At 72.4% G+C, this 16,877-nt stretch carries 16 protein-coding genes; 11 read left to right on the top strand and 5 right to left on the bottom strand.

The window, feature by feature from the left end; all coding sequences use genetic code 11:
* Positions 1 to 278 precede the first annotated feature (278 nt).
* Positions 279 to 896 carry a GNAT family N-acetyltransferase gene (locus tag AB3X52_RS08190; protein WP_367993129.1) on the bottom strand — a complete coding sequence of 206 codons (618 nt, stop codon included), beginning with the start codon at positions 894 to 896 and terminating at the stop codon, positions 279 to 281.
* Between the two features lie 49 nt (positions 897 to 945).
* Positions 946 to 1,329 carry a YidH family protein gene (locus AB3X52_RS08185; RefSeq protein ID WP_367993127.1) on the bottom strand — a complete coding sequence of 128 codons (384 nt, stop codon included), beginning with the start codon at positions 1,327 to 1,329 and terminating at the stop codon, positions 946 to 948.
* Between the two features lie 40 nt (positions 1,330 to 1,369).
* On the opposite strand from AB3X52_RS08185, the gene AB3X52_RS08180 reads away from it, so the two are divergent.
* The 6 genes from AB3X52_RS08180 to AB3X52_RS08155 all read left to right on the top strand — a co-directional run bounded on the left by AB3X52_RS08180 (position 1,370) and on the right by AB3X52_RS08155 (position 6,866).
* Positions 1,370 to 2,188 carry a thioesterase family protein gene (locus AB3X52_RS08180; RefSeq protein WP_367993125.1) on the top strand — a complete coding sequence of 273 codons (819 nt, stop codon included), beginning with the start codon at positions 1,370 to 1,372 and terminating at the stop codon, positions 2,186 to 2,188.
* Between the two features lie 7 nt (positions 2,189 to 2,195).
* Positions 2,196 to 3,077, top strand: a complete 882-nt coding sequence (locus tag AB3X52_RS08175; protein ID WP_367993124.1) for a glycerophosphodiester phosphodiesterase — start codon at positions 2,196 to 2,198, stop codon at positions 3,075 to 3,077.
* Positions 3,078 to 3,107: 30 nt separating this feature from the next.
* A complete protein-coding gene (locus AB3X52_RS08170; RefSeq protein WP_367993122.1) occupies positions 3,108 to 3,806 on the top strand; it encodes a (deoxy)nucleoside triphosphate pyrophosphohydrolase in 699 nt (232 codons plus the stop codon).
* Positions 3,807 to 3,834: 28 nt separating this feature from the next.
* Positions 3,835 to 4,758 carry an N-acetyl-1-D-myo-inositol-2-amino-2-deoxy-alpha-D-glucopyranoside deacetylase gene (gene mshB, locus AB3X52_RS08165; RefSeq protein ID WP_367993120.1) on the top strand — a complete coding sequence of 308 codons (924 nt, stop codon included), beginning with the start codon at positions 3,835 to 3,837 and terminating at the stop codon, positions 4,756 to 4,758.
* Positions 4,755 to 5,099, top strand: coding sequence for a hypothetical protein (locus tag AB3X52_RS08160; protein ID WP_367993118.1), 345 nt, complete (start codon positions 4,755 to 4,757; stop codon positions 5,097 to 5,099). Before mshB ends, AB3X52_RS08160 begins: the two co-directional genes overlap by 4 nt.
* A gap of 63 nt (positions 5,100 to 5,162) precedes the next feature.
* Positions 5,163 to 6,866 (top strand): VanW family protein, encoded by a 1,704-nt coding sequence (locus tag AB3X52_RS08155; protein WP_367993116.1) that lies wholly within the window; start codon positions 5,163 to 5,165, stop codon positions 6,864 to 6,866.
* Between the two features lie 8 nt (positions 6,867 to 6,874).
* Here AB3X52_RS08155 and AB3X52_RS08150 read toward each other — a convergent pair whose 3' ends face one another.
* Positions 6,875 to 7,771, bottom strand: a complete 897-nt coding sequence (locus tag AB3X52_RS08150; RefSeq protein ID WP_367993114.1) for a GNAT family N-acetyltransferase — start codon at positions 7,769 to 7,771, stop codon at positions 6,875 to 6,877.
* 83 nt (positions 7,772 to 7,854) lie between these two features.
* On the opposite strand from AB3X52_RS08150, the gene fdxA reads away from it, so the two are divergent.
* The 4 genes from fdxA (at position 7,855) to AB3X52_RS08130 (ending at position 11,339) form a co-directional block, all read left to right on the top strand.
* The gene (gene fdxA, locus AB3X52_RS08145) at positions 7,855 to 8,181 is read left to right on the top strand and encodes a ferredoxin (RefSeq protein ID WP_367993112.1); all 327 of its coding nucleotides are present in this window, start codon (positions 7,855 to 7,857) and stop codon (positions 8,179 to 8,181) included.
* Positions 8,182 to 8,188: 7 nt separating this feature from the next.
* Positions 8,189 to 9,298 (top strand): succinyldiaminopimelate transaminase, encoded by a 1,110-nt coding sequence (gene dapC, locus AB3X52_RS08140; RefSeq protein ID WP_367993110.1) that lies wholly within the window; start codon positions 8,189 to 8,191, stop codon positions 9,296 to 9,298.
* Positions 9,299 to 9,375: 77 nt separating this feature from the next.
* Positions 9,376 to 9,849 (top strand): hypothetical protein, encoded by a 474-nt coding sequence (locus AB3X52_RS08135; protein ID WP_367993108.1) that lies wholly within the window; start codon positions 9,376 to 9,378, stop codon positions 9,847 to 9,849.
* Entirely contained in the window at positions 9,846 to 11,339 is a 1,494-nt protein-coding gene (locus AB3X52_RS08130; RefSeq protein WP_367993106.1) for a hypothetical protein, read from the top strand. The genes AB3X52_RS08135 and AB3X52_RS08130 overlap by 4 nt, the downstream gene beginning before the upstream one ends.
* Before the next feature lie 21 nt (positions 11,340 to 11,360).
* On the opposite strand, the gene AB3X52_RS08125 is transcribed toward AB3X52_RS08130, so the two are convergent.
* Together AB3X52_RS08125 and dapD are read right to left on the bottom strand one after the other, a co-directional pair.
* On the bottom strand, positions 11,361 to 12,209 hold the full coding sequence (locus tag AB3X52_RS08125; protein ID WP_367993104.1) for a hypothetical protein: 849 nt from the start codon (positions 12,207 to 12,209) through the stop codon (positions 11,361 to 11,363).
* A 21-nt stretch (positions 12,210 to 12,230) separates the two neighbouring features.
* On the bottom strand, positions 12,231 to 13,160 hold the full coding sequence (dapD, locus tag AB3X52_RS08120) for a 2,3,4,5-tetrahydropyridine-2,6-dicarboxylate N-succinyltransferase (RefSeq protein WP_367993102.1): 930 nt from the start codon (positions 13,158 to 13,160) through the stop codon (positions 12,231 to 12,233).
* Between the two features lie 434 nt (positions 13,161 to 13,594).
* On the opposite strand from dapD, the gene ileS reads away from it, so the two are divergent.
* A complete protein-coding gene (gene ileS / locus AB3X52_RS08115; RefSeq protein ID WP_367993100.1) occupies positions 13,595 to 16,873 on the top strand; it encodes an isoleucine--tRNA ligase in 3,279 nt (1,092 codons plus the stop codon).
* Positions 16,874 to 16,877 lie beyond the last annotated feature (4 nt).

Below are 16,877 nucleotides of genomic sequence, written 5' to 3'. Positions count from 1 at the left end.
CCGGCGCGCGATGCCTCCGATGTCGCGGTCCGGGCGCTCGGGGCTGCGGGCGGACGGCGCTGTGGGTACGCCGGACAGAGCAAAGAGTGTAGGCAAAGCCGCCGCGTCCCACGAGGGACGGGCGGCTCTCGCCACACTCTTTGCCGAGACGAGGGCGACGGTGGCCGATGCGGCTCCGATGCGCCCTCGGCGGAGCGCCGTTGGCGCTGAACAGAAATCTGTTCAGGCACGGCCAGGTCGGGCGGCGCCCGCCGGGCGTCGGTGCCCCGGCCCCATCGTCAGACGCGCGACGCCAACCGCGCTTCGAGCCGGGCGCGGGTCGCCGGCCACTCGTCGCTGATCAGGGAGAAGACCGCGGTGTCGCGGGTCCGGCCCTCCTCGCCGGGGACACGGGAGAGGCCGCTGCGGCGGGCGACGCCCTCGAAGAGGCCGCCGACGGCAAGGATCGCGTGGCGGGAGCGCTCGTTGCGGGCGTCGGTGGTGAGCTGGACGCGGTCGACGCCCCAACGCTCGAACGCGTGTCGGAAGAGCAGCAGCTTGCTCGCCGTGTTCACGGCGCCTCCCTGGGCGGCCGGCGTGAGCCAGGAGTGGCCCACCTCGATCGCACGGAGCATGCCCTTCACCCAGACCGGGCCGCAGTAGGTCGTGTGCCCGACGACGGTGCCTGTGGCCGCCTCGATCTGGACGAACGACGCCATCCGCCCCCGCTCGACGACCCGCAGACGGTCGGCGACGTAGGCCTCGACCTCGTCAGGCTGCGGCACGGCGGTGTAGCCGAACGAGGAGCGGTCGGCGTCGACGGCCACACGTAACGCGGCCACATGGGCCGGGCTGAGCGGCTCGAGCCGCACCACCTCGTTCTCCAGGGCGACGGAGGGCAGCGAGGGCTCTGGCATGCGCGCACGATAGCCCGCGGAACCCGGCGAGGCCCCACTCGAGCAGCTGTCAGTCGAGCAGCAGGGCGATCCCGAGCAGCGCGCCGACGACGACGAGCGACCCGGCGAGGACGAAGCCCGCGGTGAAGGCGGGCAGGCGCTGCCGCAGCCGCATCGCGCGCTCGACGCGGGCCCAGCGGAGGATCGACATGACCGTGCAGACGATCGCCAGCACGACCAGGATGACGACGACCGTGGTCCGCAGCCAGCCCGTGGCCGGCACGTCGAGCGAGTGCAGGGCGACCGCGCCGGCAAGGACGGCGAGCGCCGTACGCGCCCAGGCGAGGAAGGTGCGCTCGTTGGCGAGCGAGAAGCGTGGGTCGGGCTCGTCGCCGACGTCGTACACCCAGTGCGGATGACGATGCGGAGAGCGGTCGGAGGGTCGCTGGTCCACGCCGGCCATCCTGCCGGATAGGTTGCCTCGCGTGGCAGCCATGAGCGAGTTCGATCGCGACATCGCGGTGAACAAGAACGGTGTCGACACCTACGCCGCGGAGCTGGCGCCCGGCTGGGTGGTCGGTGGGGGCGTCAACGGCGGCTACCTCCTCGCCGTCGTCGCAAGCGCGCTCCGGCAGCACCTCCCCACCAAGCCGGACCCGATCACGATGAGTGCGACCTACGCCAGCGCGAGCACCCCCGGGCCCGCGGAGGTACGGATCGACGTACGACGCGACGGCCGCTCGCTCGCGACGGCGATCGCCGAGCTGTGGCAGGGCGACGACCTGCGGCTCACCGTCCTCGCGACGTACGGCGACCTGGCGGCCCTGCACGCCGCCGGCGAACCGCTCGAGCACGTGACCGCCGTCCCGCCGGACCTGCCCCCGCGCGAGCAGTGCCTCGCCGCCTCCCTGGCCCCGGACAGGATGAGACGGACCGCGCCGATGCTCGAGCGGTTCGACATGCTTTTCCACCCCGAGCAGGTCGGCTGGGCGGTGGGCGCGCCGACCGAGCAGGGCCGGATCAGTGCGTGGTACCGCCTCGCCGACGGTCGCGAGCCCGACCCGCTCAGCCTGCTCCAGGTGATCGACGCGCTGCCGCCGGTGACCTTCGACTTCGGGATGCCCGGCTGGGCGCCGACGCTGGAGCTGACCTGCCACGTCCGGCACCGCCCAGCGCCCGGCTGGCTGCAGGTCGTGCACGCCACCCGCCACCTCGCGGGCGGGATGTTCGAGGAGGACTGCGAGGTCTGGGACTCCGCCGGTCGCCTCGTCGCCCAGGGGCGCCAGCTCGCCCGACTGCCGCGCGTCCGGTGAGGCTGCGGTGAGCCCGACGCGCGTCCGCCTCGCCGCCGTGACGGCGGCGGTGTCCCTCACCGCGGCGCTGACCGCCTGCGGTCCGGCGACCGATGGCGCGCCGGGCGCGTCCGTCTCCCAGCCCGCCGCGGCCGGCCCGATCCCGCTCGTCCGGCCCGGCTGCGCCGGCCTGGCGATCGGCCACCGTGGCGCCCCACGGGAGGCCCCGGAGGACACCTTGCCCTCGGAGCGCCGCTCGCAGCGGCTGGGCAGTGACTACCTCGAGCTCGACCTCCATCTGACCAAGGACGGCGTCCCGGTCGTGATGCACGACGACACCGTGGACCGCACGACCGACGGCACCGGGCCGGTCTCCGATCTCAGCCTCGCGCAGGTGGAGCGGCTCGACGCCGGGTCGTGGTTCTCCCGGTCGTACGCCGGCACGCGGGTGCCGACGTTCGCCCGGATCGTCCGGTTCGCCCAGCGCACGGGGGTGCGGATCATGCCCGAGCTCAAGGCCGGCTGGACCCGGGCGCAGGTCAAGATCGTCGTGGACCTCATCGAGAAGGCGCACCTCGTGAGCCACACCGTCCTGCAGTCGTTCGACCCCCAGGCGCTGGCGTACGCCGCCGACCTGGCGCCCCAGATCGCGCGCGCCGGGCTGGTGACGCGGCTGCCCGCCGATCCGGTCGCCTACGTCCGCTCCTTCCACGGGCAGGCGCTGCTGCCGGCGTACGCCCTCGTCGACGCGCGCCTGGTCCGCCGGCTCCATACCGCCGGGATCGCGGTGATCCCCTGGGTCGCCGACACGACGACCGCGTGGGACCGGCTCCGCGCCGACGGCGTGGACGGCATCATGTCCAACGAGACCGCAGATCTGGTCGCCTGGACGCGCGCGCACCGCTGCTGAGCGGGAGGGCCGATCGGGATAATGGGCGACATGGCGGAGCGCGCGATCGTGGTGGCGGCAGCGATCCTGGACGCGACGGGGGAGCGGGTGCTGGCGGCGCGGCGGACGACCCCGCCCGAGACGGCGGGCCGCTGGGAGCTGCCGGGCGGCAAGGTGGAGCCCGAGGAGACGCCCGAGGCCGCGCTCGTCCGGGAGATCGGCGAGGAGCTCGGCTGCGTCGTCGAGGTGCTCGACTGGCTGCCCGGCGAGGCGCCGATCGGAGAGAGCCATGTCCTCCGGGCGGCGACCGCCCGGCTCACCGCCGGGGAGCCGCGGCCGCGCGAGCACGACCTGCTCCGCTGGCTCACCGCCGAGGAGCTCGACGAGGTCGACTGGCTCGCGCCGGACCGGCCCTTCCTGCCCCACCTCGCCGACGCGCTGACCGCGACGTCCCACGCGCCACGGGGGATCTTCTTCGAGGAGGACGACGCCCGGTCGGCCGCCGCCCAGCTGCGTGCCGAGGGGTGGTCGGCCGACGTCGTACGCGAGCGCTACCACGGCGAGGACGACGACGAGGACCACCCCTGGGCGGTTGTCACGGACGCGCCGCTGCTGGTGCTGGAGCTCCTCGTCGACGAGTACGACGGCTGGCTGGACGCTCCTGGCGACGACGGACCCGACGGCTCGCTCGCCCCGGAGCCGCTCGACCTGCCCACGGCACCGAGACGGGTCAAGCGCCCCGACCGGTAGGCGTGGACGCCCGCCTAGGATCGTCGTCGTGACCGAACCGCAGCAGCGCCTCCTCCTTGTCCACGCCCATCCCGACGACGAGACGATCGGGACGGGCGCGACGATGGCGAAATACCTCGCCGAGGGGCGCGGCGTCACGCTGGTGACCTGCACGGCCGGAGAGATGGGCGAGATCCTCGTGCCCGAGCTGGAGCACCTCGCGGCCGACCGGGAGGACCGTCTCGGCGAGCACCGGAAGGGTGAGATCGCCGACGCGATGGCCGCGCTCGCGACGCCCGACGGGCGGATGATCGACCACCGTTGGCTCGGCGGCTTCGGCACCTACCGTGACTCCGGGATGCAGTGGCACCCCGACGGCTACGCCATTCCCGCGGACACCCTCCACGACAACGCGTTCTGGAAGGCCGACCTGACCCAGGCGGCCGACCATCTCGTCGCGATCGTCCGCGAGGTGCGGCCGCAGGTGCTGGTCACCTACGACCAGTTCGGCAACTACGGCCACCCCGACCACATCCAGGCCCACCGCGTCGCGATGTACGCCGCCCAACTCGCCGCGGTGCCGTCCTACCGCAAGGATCTCGGCGAGGCCTGGGACATCACCAAGATCTACTGGCTGGCGATGTCGGAGGGCCGGATGCGCGAGGGCCTGCGAGCCGTCCGCGCGGCGGGCGACACGACCGCCTTCGAGGGCCTGGACCCCGAGGGGCCGCTCCCGATGACCACCCCGGACGAGGACCTCGCGGCGGCGGTGGACGCCACGGCCTACGCGGACCAGAAGATGGCCGCGATGCGGGCCTACCCGACCCAGATCACCGTCGACGGCCCCTTCTTCGCCCTCTCCAACAACCTCGGCAACCAGGTCTGGGGTACCGAGCACTTCCGGATCGCGAAGGGCACGCTGGGTCCGGTCGGTCCCGACGGCCTGGAGACCGACCTCTTCGCAGGGCTGTGACCCGCCGGGCCGGCCTTCGGGCGGCCGCCGCCCTCGGCCTGCTCGGCGCCGGGTTCGTCGTCGGCCTGTCCGCCGTCGCGCTGCACGCACGCTGGTGGGGCCTCGCGCTCGGTGCCGTCGCCACGCTCGCCGCGCTGGTCGCGCTCCCGCCCGGACTCTGGTCGCGTGCGTCGTACGCCGTCGGCTGGCTCGTCGCGCTCGGGCTGGCGATGGTCCCCCGACCCGAGGGGGACTACGCCGTCGCCTCCGACGCGCCCGGCTACCTGCTGATCGGAGTCGGGCTCGTGCTCCTGGTGGGCGCGCTGGCCACCCTCCCGGTCGGCCGGCGCCGATCGCGCTAGCCCGGGCGCAGGGACACGGCCGACGTCCAGGCCCGGCGCGGCGCGGTCGCCTACGCTGCCCGCGTGAAGGAGAACGCCGGCGGCAAGGCCGTCCTCGTCGTCGTCCTCGTCCTGGCGCTGCTCGTCGGCGGGGGCTGGGCGGCGGCCTACTATGCGGCCGGCGACGAGCTTCCGCACGGCACGTCGGTGGCGGGCGTCGACGTCGGCGACCGTACGCCGGCCGCGGCCGCCGCCCACCTGCAGGACGCGCTCGCCGGCCGGATGGCGCAGCCGATCACGGTGGTGGTCGAGGGCACCGAGGTGAGCGTCGACCCGACGGAGGCCGGCCTCTCCCTCGACGCGCGCGCGACGGTCGACACCGGCGCGGCCACCCGCAGCTGGGACCCGCGCAGGCTGTGGAGCCACTACACCGACGGCCGCGACCTCACGCCCGTCGTCCGGGTCGACCGGACCAGGCTGGCGGCCGTCGCGACGAGGATCGACGAGAAGGCGGGGCGGCCGGCGACGGACGGCGCGGTCAGCTTCCGGGGTGCGCAGGTGAGCGTCACCGACCCGGTGACCGGCCGCGGGGTCGACCCGACGCGGCTGGGCGAGGCGCTCCGGTCGGCCTACCTCGCCACCGGAGACGGCCGCCGGGTCCGGCTCGGACTCCGCGACATCGCGCCCGCCATCGACGACGCCGACGTCCGTACGGCCGTCGACGACTTCGCCAACCCGGCGATGAGCGCGCCGGTCACGCTGGTCTTCGGCAGGTCACCGGTGCGGATCGCGCCACGCGGCTATGCGAGCGCGCTGTCGCTCGTCCCCGAGGACGGCACCCTCAAGCCTGCCCTGAACGAGAGGCGACTGCGCACCCTCGTCGGCCGTGGCCTCGCCAGCGACCGGAGCGCCCCGGTCAACGCCACAGTGCGGCTGGTCCGCGGCAAGCCGCGCGTGATCCCCGCCAAGCCGGGCGTCAGCTATGACCCCGACGAGGTCGCCAAGGTCTTCCTCGACCTCGTCGCCCGCCCCGATGGCCGGCGCACCCAGAAGGTGCGCGCGACCGTGGCCGAGCCGGAGTTCACCACCGCCGACGCCCGGGCGCTGCGGATCACCCGGAAGGTCTCGGAGTTCACCACCCACTTTCCCTACGCGAACTACCGCAACGTCAACATCGGTCGTGCGGCGCACCTCATCGACGGAACCGTGCTCAAGCCGGGGGAGACCTTCTCGCTGAACGGCATCGTGGGGGAGCGCACCCGGGCGAACGGCTTCACCGAGGGCTGGACCATCCAGAACGGCGTCTTCAAGTCCGACCTCGGTGGCGGTGTCTCCCAACTCGCGACCACGACCTTCAACGCGGCCTTCTTCGCCGGCCTCGAGGACGTCGAGCACAAGCCGCACTCGCTCTACATCTCCCGCTACCCGATCGGTCGGGAGGCCACCGTCGCCTGGCCGAGCGTCGACCTGAAGTTCAAGAACGACACGAAGTACGGCGTTCTCGTGCACGCCTTCATCGACCCCGCCACCCCGTCGTCCCAGGGATCGGTGACGGTGTCGCTGTGGTCCACCAAGGTCTGGGACATCACCACGCGGACCGGGGCGCGCTACGCCTTCACGCCCTACAAGAAGCAGACCCTGAGCGGCAACTGCGAGACCACCTCGGGCGCCGACGGGTTCTCCATCGACGTGTGGCGCTACTTCCACAAGCCGGGGTCGTCGGCGGTCGCGAAGACGGAGAAGCTGCACACCACCTACATCCCTCAGGACGAGGTCGACTGCCGCTGACCGACGCGTCAGTCAGCCTGCGGTGCGGTGTAGTAGCGGCAGCGATGGTGCTCGACGAACCCGAGCGACTCATAGAGCGCGATCGCCGGCGCGTTGTCGGTCTCGACGTGGAGCCAGGCGGTGGTGGCGCCGTGCTCGGCGCCGGCGTCGAGGAGCGCGGCGATGACCGCCCGGGCGAGCCCCTTCCGGCGGTGCTCGGGCTCGACGACCAGGCCGTGCAGCCCGAGCCAGTCGCCGTCGAGACCGGCCTCGCCGTGGGCCGCGGGCGTGCGCACGGACAGGTAGACACCGTCGATGTCGGCCCGCGGCTGCTCGGCCATGGGCGGCAGCCGGCGGCGTACCTGGGCGAGGGAGGCGAGCAGGAAGAGCGCGTCCTTGCCCGGCACGGGCGCCCAGCCCAGGGAGCGCACCGCCGCCTCCACGTCGGCGTCGGCTTCCACCTGCACCTGCGGCGTACGCCCGCGCGCGGTGTAGAAGGCCGTGACGTCGTCGAGGGCGGCGGCGGCCGGCAGGCCCGGGTCGCCCATCGCGAGGCAGGAGTTGAAGCGGGACCGCACTCGCCCGACGGGGGCCGGCTCGTGACGCAGCTGCCAGTCACCGAGCACCGTCGTCTCGACGCCGCGCACCAGCGCGGCGGTGTGAAGCTCCGCCGCGCGCGCCGAGACCCGACCCCGCACGGAGGGCCGCGGCGGCACCGGCTTGCCGGAGACGATGAGGGAGATCGGCACCTCGACCGGCTCTCCCGAGGCCGGCTCGATGACGGCGACCCCGTCGCCCCAGGAGAGGCAGACGCCGAGCAGGTCGGTGAACGCGGGGCCACCGGTCGGGCCGGTCCGGCCGGGCAGCAGACGACGTACGACGACCCGCTGCCCGACGACATGCGGTCCCAGGAGATGTGCGGGCACGTCGGGATACTAGGCTGGCCCCCTACCGTGACCCGCAGGGCCCTCTGCCCCCGCGCAGAGGGCCTCCCAGATGGAGGACCCGCATGACCTACGTCATCGCCCAGCCGTGTGTCGACGTCAAGGACCGGGCTTGCGTCGATGAGTGCCCCGTCGACTGCATCTACGAGGGCAAGCGGATGCTCTACATCCACCCCGACGAGTGTGTCGACTGCGGTGCGTGCGAGCCGGTCTGCCCGGTCGAGGCGATCTTCTACGAGGACGACACGCCGGAGCAGTGGAAGGAGTACTACGACGCCAACGTCCAGTTCTTCGACGACCTCGGCTCGCCGGGCGGTGCCGCCAAGATGGGCGAGATCGACAAGGACCACCCGATGATCGCCGCCCTCGAGCCGCAGAACCAGGACCACTGATCCACCGATGACGCTCGCCGACCGACCGATCTCGGGGAGGCTCCCCGACTTCCCCTGGGACAAGCTGACGTCGTACGCCGCGACGGCGCGCCAGCACCCCGGGGGCATCGTGGACCTCTCGGTCGGCACCCCGGTCGACCCGACGCCGCAGGTCGTGCAGGACGCGCTCAAGGCGGCCGCCGACTCGCACGGCTACCCCGTCACCATCGGCAAGGTGGCCACCCGCCAGGCCGCGATCGACTGGCTCGCGCGTGACCACGGCGTGACGGGCCTCGGTCTCGACGGGGTCCTCCCGGTCATCGGCTCCAAGGAGCTGATCGCGAGCCTGCCGCTCCACCTCGGCGTCGGCCCCGGCGACCTGGTCGTCTACCCCGAGCTGGCCTATCCGACCTACGAGGTCGGCGCCGCACTCGTCGGGGCCCGCACGCTCGCGACCGACAGCCTCACCGCGATCGGGCCGGAGCGCCCGCGGATCCTCTGGCTCAACAGCCCGTCCAACCCGACGGGCCGGGTGCTCCCGGTCGAGCACCTCAAGAAGGTCGTCGACTGGTGTCGCGACCGCGGCACGCTGCTCGTCTCCGACGAGTGCTACCTCGAGTGCGCCTGGGAGGCGGAGCCGATCTCGGTCCTCCACCCGAGCGTCTGCGGCGACTCCCATGAGGGCCTCCTCGCGGTCCACTCGCTCTCCAAGCGCTCCAACCTCGCCGGCTACCGCTGCGCGTTCGTCGCCGGCGACCCGGCCGTGCTGGGGGAGCTGCTCGCCGTCCGCAAGAACCTCGGCATGATGGTGCCCGACCCGATCCAGGCGGCGATGGTGGCGGCGCTCGGCGACGCCCAGCACGCCAAGGAGCAGCACGCCGTCTACGCCGCCCGCCGGGCCAAGCTGCAGGCGGCTCTCGCCCACGCGGGCTTCGCCATCGACAACTCGGAGGCGTCGCTCTACCTGTGGGGGACCCGTGGCGAGAGCTGCTGGGACACCGTCGCCTGGCTCGCCGAGCGCGGCATCCTGGCGGCGCCCGGCGACTTCTACGGTCCCGCCGGCGCCGAGCACGTCCGGGTGGCGTTCACCGCCACCGACGAGCGCGTCGACGCCGCCGTCGCGCGACTGACCGCCTGACGCTCCTCGACGGGTGGCTCCCGCCTCCCGAGCGTCGGCGGGCGTCCGTGCCGGCTTCATCGGCCGCTCATGTGGCCGTGGCTAAGGTGACCGTCGTGCGGATCCTGGGGTGGGCAGTCGCTCTCGTAGCAGTGGTGGTGGTCGCGCTCAGCCCGAGGTTCGGGCGCGCCGAGCCGACCGCCGACTACCGGCCGCCCGTGCCAGCGGACGCGCTCGCGAACGGCTGCTACCCGCTGCCTGCCGGGCTCCGGTTCGACTTCCCCTACCAGGTGCGCAGCGACGCCGACGTCGCGACGCCGAGGCCCCACCGCCGCCTCGTCCTGCAGTACGACGAGCGGGACGCCGCGACGGTGCGGCGGATGCTCGACGCCGAGCTGTCGGCGGCCGGGCTCCCGGCCGGCGCCGCGGTAGTCACCCCGCTCGACGGCGTGCCCGCCGGCTCGATCGTGCGCGGCACCGTCGTCCTCACCCTGCCGCGGGTGGCGGACCAGCGCCCGGCCGACCCGACCTGTGCGGACCCGGCCTCGACGAAGCGGACGGCCGCGCCGTGACCGCCGTCCTGGAGAAGGAGAGCGTGGCCGCGGTCAGCCGGCCGCGCCGATCACGGGCGGACCTGCTGCTGCTCGTCCTCGTGGCGTCGCACCTCGTGCTCGCCTGGGTGATGTGGACCCGGGTGCAGGAGCGCACCCCGATCGGCGACGAGAAGTACTACCTCGACGCCGCCCGGGCGCTCTCCAACCTCGTGCGGGACCTGGTGTCGCTCCACGCTCCCCACGGCGCGGAGCTGCGCGACAACGTCGTCGGCAACGGCTGGTTCATGCCGGGCACACCGCTGCTCATGACGCCGCTGCTGCTGGTGCTGCCGCACGCGGACATCGGCCAGGTGCGGCTCTACGTCAGCGTCGTCACGACGCTCCTCCTCATCGCCGCGCTGCTCGACGTCCGCCGCGTCCTGGGTCCGTGGTACGCCGTCGTCGTCGCCGTCATCCCCGGCCTGATCCCGATGTGGGTGCTCTTCGGCGCCACGATGTACGGCGACATGCCCGCCGGGATCCTCCTGGTGCTCCTGGTCACGCGGCTCGTCGCGGTCGTCCGCGGCCTCGCGGCGGGCCACGTCCCGACGCTGCGCCAGGGGGCGCTCCTCGGTCTGGTCGCGGTCGGCTCGCTCTACGTCCGGGGCAGCACGATGCCGCTGCTCGCGGGGATGGCCGCCGCGGCCCTGCTCGCGGTCCTCTGGCTGCTGCGCGGTCGCACCCGCCGGGGTGAGCGCCGGCGTGCGCTCGGCGCCCTCGCCCTCTCCGCGGTCGTCTTCGTGGCGCTGCTGCTGCCGTGGTCGATCGGTGCGTCGCACGCGCTCGGTGGCCGGGTGGTGACCACCACCTCGGTGCCACTCGGGCTCGGCAACACCTTCGGCGACCCCACCCTGATGTGTTACGGGCCGTGCGATCCGGACAGCACGATGTGGTTCGGGCCCGTGCGCTACTCGCGGGAGGTGGCGCGCGCCACGGGGCACAGCGAGGTCGAGGTCCAGGGCCAGATGGCGTCGTACGCACTGCGCGGCCTGACGCCCCACCGCTACGCCGACCAGGTCGTCACGGACTTCGAGAACTACCTGCGCGAGCCGGCCGGCTACGCCGAGGTGCTGCACGGTCCGCACGACGCCGCAGTCGGCCAGCTCACCTTCATCACCCGCGTGACGGGCTGGCTCTTCTGGCCGGTGATCCTCGGCGGTGTCGCGGTCCTCCTCCTCGTCACGCGCCGGTCGTACGACGCCCAGCTGCTCAGCATCGGGCTCAAGCTGTTTCTCGGGGGCCTGCTCGTGCAGCCCTTCGTCCACGTGGCGGGCTCGCGCTACTGGCCGACCGCGGCCCCGGCCGCCGGTCTCGGGCTCGCGCTCGTCCTCGGTCTGGCCGCCCGAGCGCGAGGCCGCGCCGGGGAGCGTGGCGACCGGCCGGCCAGTCGCGTCCTGACCTGGGTGCAGGGACTGCTGACCGCCGGGGTGGCGCTCGTCGCCGCTGCCCTCGCACTGCTCAACGCCTGACGGCGGGCGCCTCCTCGCGGCTCAGCTGAGCGTGACGACGATCCGGTCGGGTCCCGCGGTGTCGTCGGCGACCCAGCCGCCGTCCTTCCCGGTGGTCCAGCGCCGGCCGTCGTACTCCAGAGCGCGGACGCCGAGCCGCTGCGCCTGGGCGGCGACGTACGACGTCATCGCCCAGCCGTGGACGTCCTGGCTCCTCCCGGACGGCACCGTGATGGTGACCTGGCGGCCGCGCTGGGAGACGGCGCCGACGAGGGCGCCGAAGAGGCCCGTGACGTCCTTGCGCAGCACCCGCGGCTTGCCCGCGCCGGCCGACGGGTCGTCGAGCCGGCAGGCGAACGCGTGCGGGGACCAGCCGGTGAGCGCGGAGGCGAGGACGCGGGCGTCGGGCTCGTGCGCGGCGTAGGCCTCCGGGTAGCCGGAGCGCTGGACCTTCTGTGCCGCCTCGGTGATCACCATGGTCTCGTAGCCGTCGATGCGGACCAGCGCGTCGTAGAACGCGTTGGTGGCGTGGACCGGGTCGAGGATCTGTCTCTCCGTGCCCCAGCCCTGCGAGGGCCGCTGCTGGAACAGGCCCAGCGAGTCGCGGTCACCGCTGGTGAGGTTGTAGAGCTTCGACTCCTGCATCGCGGTCGCCAGGGCGATCGTCGCCGCACGCGCCGGCAGCCCGCGCTTGACCGCGACGCCGGTGATGAGCGCCGCGTTCTCCGCCTGCTCGGGGTCGAGCTCGGCGGAGTGGCCGTCGACGCTCGCCGTACACACCTCCGGGTCAGGGAGGAGGTCGTCGAGCTTGTGGGTGGCCTTCTGGAGGGCGATCACCGCGCCGGCGCCCAGGACGGCGATCACCAGGATGGCGATGCCGAGCTTCTTCATGGCATACGACGGCGGGGGCCGTCAGTTGGCGTGGAGGGCCGCGTTGAGGGCGATGCCCTCGCCCTTCCGGGCGACGGCCTCGATGGCGCCGGTCATCGAGTTGCGGCGGAAGAGCACGTTGGACGCCCCCGAGAGCTCGGCGGCCTTGACCACGGAGCCGTCGGCGAGGGTGACCTTGGTGCCGTAGGTGACGTAGCAGCCGGCCTCGACGACGCAGTCGTCGCCGAGCGAGATGCCGATGCCGGCGTTGGCGCCGAGGAGGCAGCGCTCGCCGATCGAGATGACCTGCTTGCCCCCGCCGGACAGCGTGCCCATGATCGAGGCGCCGCCGCCGACGTCGGAGCCGTCGCCGACCACCACGCCGGCGGAGATCCGGCCCTCGACCATGCTGGAGCCGAGGGTGCCGGCGTTGAAGTTGACGAAGCCCTCGTGCATGACGGTCGTGCCCTCGGCGAGGTGGGCGCCCAGGCGAACCCGGTCGGCGTCGCCGATGCGCACGCCCGACGGGAGCACGTAGTCGACCATCCGGGGGAATTTGTCGACGCTGTAGACGGTCACGTGGCGCCCGGCTGCCTTGAGGCGTGCGCGGGTCAGCTCGAAGCCGTCGACCGCACAGGGACCCTCGCTCGTCCACACCACGTTGGTGAGGAGCCCGAACTGGCCGTCCAGGCTCAGGCCGTGCGGCAGCACCAGCCGGTGGGAGAGCAGGTGCAGTCGGAGCCAGACGTCCTGGGTGGTCTCCGGGGCCGAGTCGAGGTCCTTGATCTCGACCAGCTCGACCGCCTTCGTGACCCCGCGCAGGTCGTCGCTCCCTGCGAGCGCGGTGAGCTCGGCGGGCGCCTCGGCGTCGGCGGGCTTCTCACCCAGCGCAGGGCTGGGGAACCACACGTCGAGGACAGTCTTGTCGGCGGCGTACGTCGTCAGGGCGAAGCCCCAGGCAGCGGAAGTCACGGGGGAGGAGTCTAGAGGGGGCGCCTGAGAGGTCCTACTCGTCCCGGAAGCAGGCACGTTCCCGCCACGGCGGGAGGGTGCGGGCATCCCTGCGTCCGGAGCCCCGCACAGTTCCGCGATGGTGGGGTTCTGCCGCGCCTCCCGACCGCGTGCGGACGAGCGTACGCCGATCGGTTTCGCCGAAGCAGCCGCCGACGCCGTACGATCGGACCAGAGGCGTCTGAGCCGTCATCAGCGGCGAGCCCCGGGAAGAACAGACCTCGATCGGCTCGATCACCGAGGTCCCAGTAGAACCCGGCGGGTAGGCCCGTCACAGCCAGGAACGAAGTGGCGCTCCCGAGCAGGGGATCGCAAGCAGGGTGGTACCGCGGCGTGAGTCGTCCCTGTGGTTGTTGAGCCGACGCACCACAGACCAGCCGCAGGAGATGCCGCCCATGGCCTACCCCAAGGTCACGACCAACGAGTCGAAGACCGTCCCGTCGAGCCCCCGTTTCCCCGAGATCGAGGAGCGGATCCTCGCCTACTGGGAGAAGGACGGCACGTTCCAGGCGAGCATCGACCAGCGTGAGGCGGGTGAGAACGGCAGCAACGAGTTCGTCTTCTACGACGGGCCGCCGTTCGCCAACGGCCTGCCCCACTACGGCCACCTGCTGACCGGGTATGTGAAGGACATCGTCCCGCGCTACCAGACGATGCGCGGGCGGCGCGTCGAGCGTCGCTTCGGCTGGGACACCCACGGCCTGCCGGCGGAGCTGGAGGCGATGCGCCAGCTCGGACTGAAGACGACCGACGAGATCCACGAGATGGGGATCGACAAGTTCAACGCCGCCGCGCGGGCCTCGGTGCTGAAGTACACCGACGAGTGGCGCGACTACGTCACCCGGCAGGCGCGCTGGGTCGACTTCGACCACGACTACAAGACGCTCAACCCCGACTACATGGAGTCGGTCATCTGGGCGTTCAAGACGCTCTACGACAAGGGCCTGGTCTACGAGGGCTTCCGCGTCCTTCCGTACTGCTGGAACGACGAGACCCCGCTCTCCAACCACGAGCTGCGGATGGACGACGACGTCTACCAGGACCGGCAGGACCCGGCCGTAACCGTCGGCTTCACGATCACGACGCCGGGCAGCGAGCTCGAGGGCGCGAAGCTCCTCATCTGGACGACGACGCCGTGGACGCTGCCGAGCAACCTCGCCGTCATGGTCGGCACCGAGATCGAGTACGTCGCCGTCGATCGCGACGGGGAGCGGTTCGTCATCGCGGCGGCCCGGCTGGCGGCGTACAAGCGCGAGCTCTTTCCCGACCTCGAGGACGGAGCGGAGCCGCCGATCCTCTGGCGGGGGACCGGCGCCGACCTGCTCGGGCTGACCTACGCGCCGCCGTTCAGCTACTTCGCCGGCCATGAGAACGCGTTCCGCGTGGTCGCCGCCGACGAGGCGGTGACGACGACGGACGGTACCGGCCTGGTGCACTCCGCCGGCGCCTTCGGTGAGGTCGACAAGGAGGTGACCGACCGCGAGGGGATCGCGCCGGTGATGCCGGTCGGCAAGGACGGGAAGTTCACCGCACCGGTGAACGAGTACGCCGGCCTGCTGGTCTTCGACGCCAACCTGGCGATCATCGACGACCTCAAGGCGACCACCCGCGGCGAGCGGTCCGGGGCGGTCACGCCGGGCACGGTGCTGCTGCGGCGCGAGACCTACACGCACTCCTACCCGCACTGCTGGCGCTGCCGGAACCCACTGATCTACAAGGGCGTCAGCAGTTGGTTCGTCGAGGTCACGAAGTTCAAGGACCGCATGCTCGAGCTCAACCAGCAGATCCGCTGGGTGCCCGAGCACATCAAGGACGGCCAGTTCGGCAAGTGGCTGGCCAACGCCCGCGACTGGTCGATCACCCGCAACCGCTTCTGGGGCAGTCCGGTGCCGGTGTGGAAGTCCGACGACCCGGCGTACCCCCGGCTCGACGTCTACGGCTCCTTCGAGGAGATCGAGCGTGACTTCGGCACGCTCCCGCGCGACGAGGACGGCAACCCCAACCTGCACCGGCCCTACGTCGACGAGCTGGTCCGGCCCAACCCCGACGACCCGACCGGCCGGTCGATGATGCGTCGAGTCGCCGACGTCCTCGATGTGTGGTTCGACTCCGGCTCGATGTCGTTCGCCCAGAACCACGTGCCCTTCGAGAACGCCGACTGGTTCGAGCACCACTTCCCGGGTGACTTCATCGTCGAGTACATCGGCCAGACCCGCGGCTGGTTCTACACCCTCCACATCCTGGCGACGGCGCTCTTCGACAAGCCGGCGTTCAGCTCGTGCGTGAGCCACGGCATCGTGCTCGGCTCGGACGGCAACAAGATGTCGAAGTCGCTGCGCAACTATCCCGACGTCTCCGAGGTCTTCGACCGCGACGGCGCCGACGCGATGCGCTGGTTCCTGATGTCGAGCCCGATCCTGCGCGGCGGCAATCTGATCGTCACCGAGCAGGGCATCCGCGACTCGGTGCGCCAGGTGATGATCCCGCTGTGGAACAGCTGGTACTTCTTCCAGCTCTATGCCAACTCGGCGGGGGCCAACTCGGCGGGGGCCAACACCGGCGGAGACGGCGGAGGGATCGAGGGCTCCTGGTCGACGGCGTCGACCGATCCGCTCGACCGCTACATCCTGGCCAAGCTGCGCGACTACGTCGCCGAGATGACCCGGGCGATGGACCTCTACTACGTCGCCGACGCCTGCGAGGCGACGCAGCGCTTCCTCGACGTGCTCACGAACTGGTACATCCGCCGCTCGCGCGACCGCTTCTGGGACGAGGACCAGGCCGCCTTCGACACGCTCTACACCGTGCTCGAGACCACCACCCGTGTGGTCGCGCCGCTGCTGCCGCTGACCACGGAGGAGATCTGGCGGGGTCTGACCGGCGGCCGCTCGGTGCACCTCACCGACTGGCCGAGCGTCGAGGACCTGCCGGCCGACGACGACCTCGTGGCGCGGATGGACCACGTCCGCGCGGTCTGTTCGGCGACGTCCGCGCTGCGCAAGGCGCGTCATTTGCGCAACCGGCTCCCGCTGGGCGGGCTGACCGTGGTCGGCACCGAGATCGGTGGGTTCGAGGGCATCGTGGCCGACGAGGTCAACGTGAAGTCGGTCCGGCTGCTCGCCGCCGACGACCCCGAGGCGGAGAAGTACGGCGTCACCCAGCGCCTCACCGTCAACGCCCGTGCCGCCGGGCCGCGGCTCGGCAAGGACGTCCAGCTCGCGATCAAGGGCTCGAAGACCGGTGACTGGTCCGTGGCGGAGGACGGCACCGTCACCTCCGGCGGCCTCGCGCTACGGGAGGGGGAGTACTCCCTCGAGACCGTCGCCGGAGCAGCCGACGACAGCATCGCGGTCGGCATGCTCGCCCACGGCGGCTTCGTCGTCCTCGACACCGTCGTCACGCCCGAGCTCGCCGCCGAGGGCCTCGCCCGTGACCTGGTCCGGGCCGTCCAGCAGGCCCGCAAGGACGCGGGCCTCAACGTCGAGGACCGGATCTCGCTGGTCGTCGCCGGCGGCGAGGCGGTCCGCGCCGCGGCCACCACGCACGCCGAGCTGATCGCCAGTGAGACCCTCGCGACGTCGTACGACGTGGTGGAGGCGGCCGGGCCCGGCGAAGCCACCGAGGTCACTGTGGGCGACGGCGAGAAGGCGGCCGTCGCGCTCGCCAAGGCCTGATGAC

Source organism: Nocardioides eburneus (genome assembly GCF_040838215.1).
GTDB lineage: Bacteria > Actinomycetota > Actinomycetes > Propionibacteriales > Nocardioidaceae > Nocardioides > Nocardioides eburneus.
The sequence above is the reverse complement of the archived record's forward strand: the minus strand, read 5'-3'. Positions and strand labels throughout refer to the sequence as shown.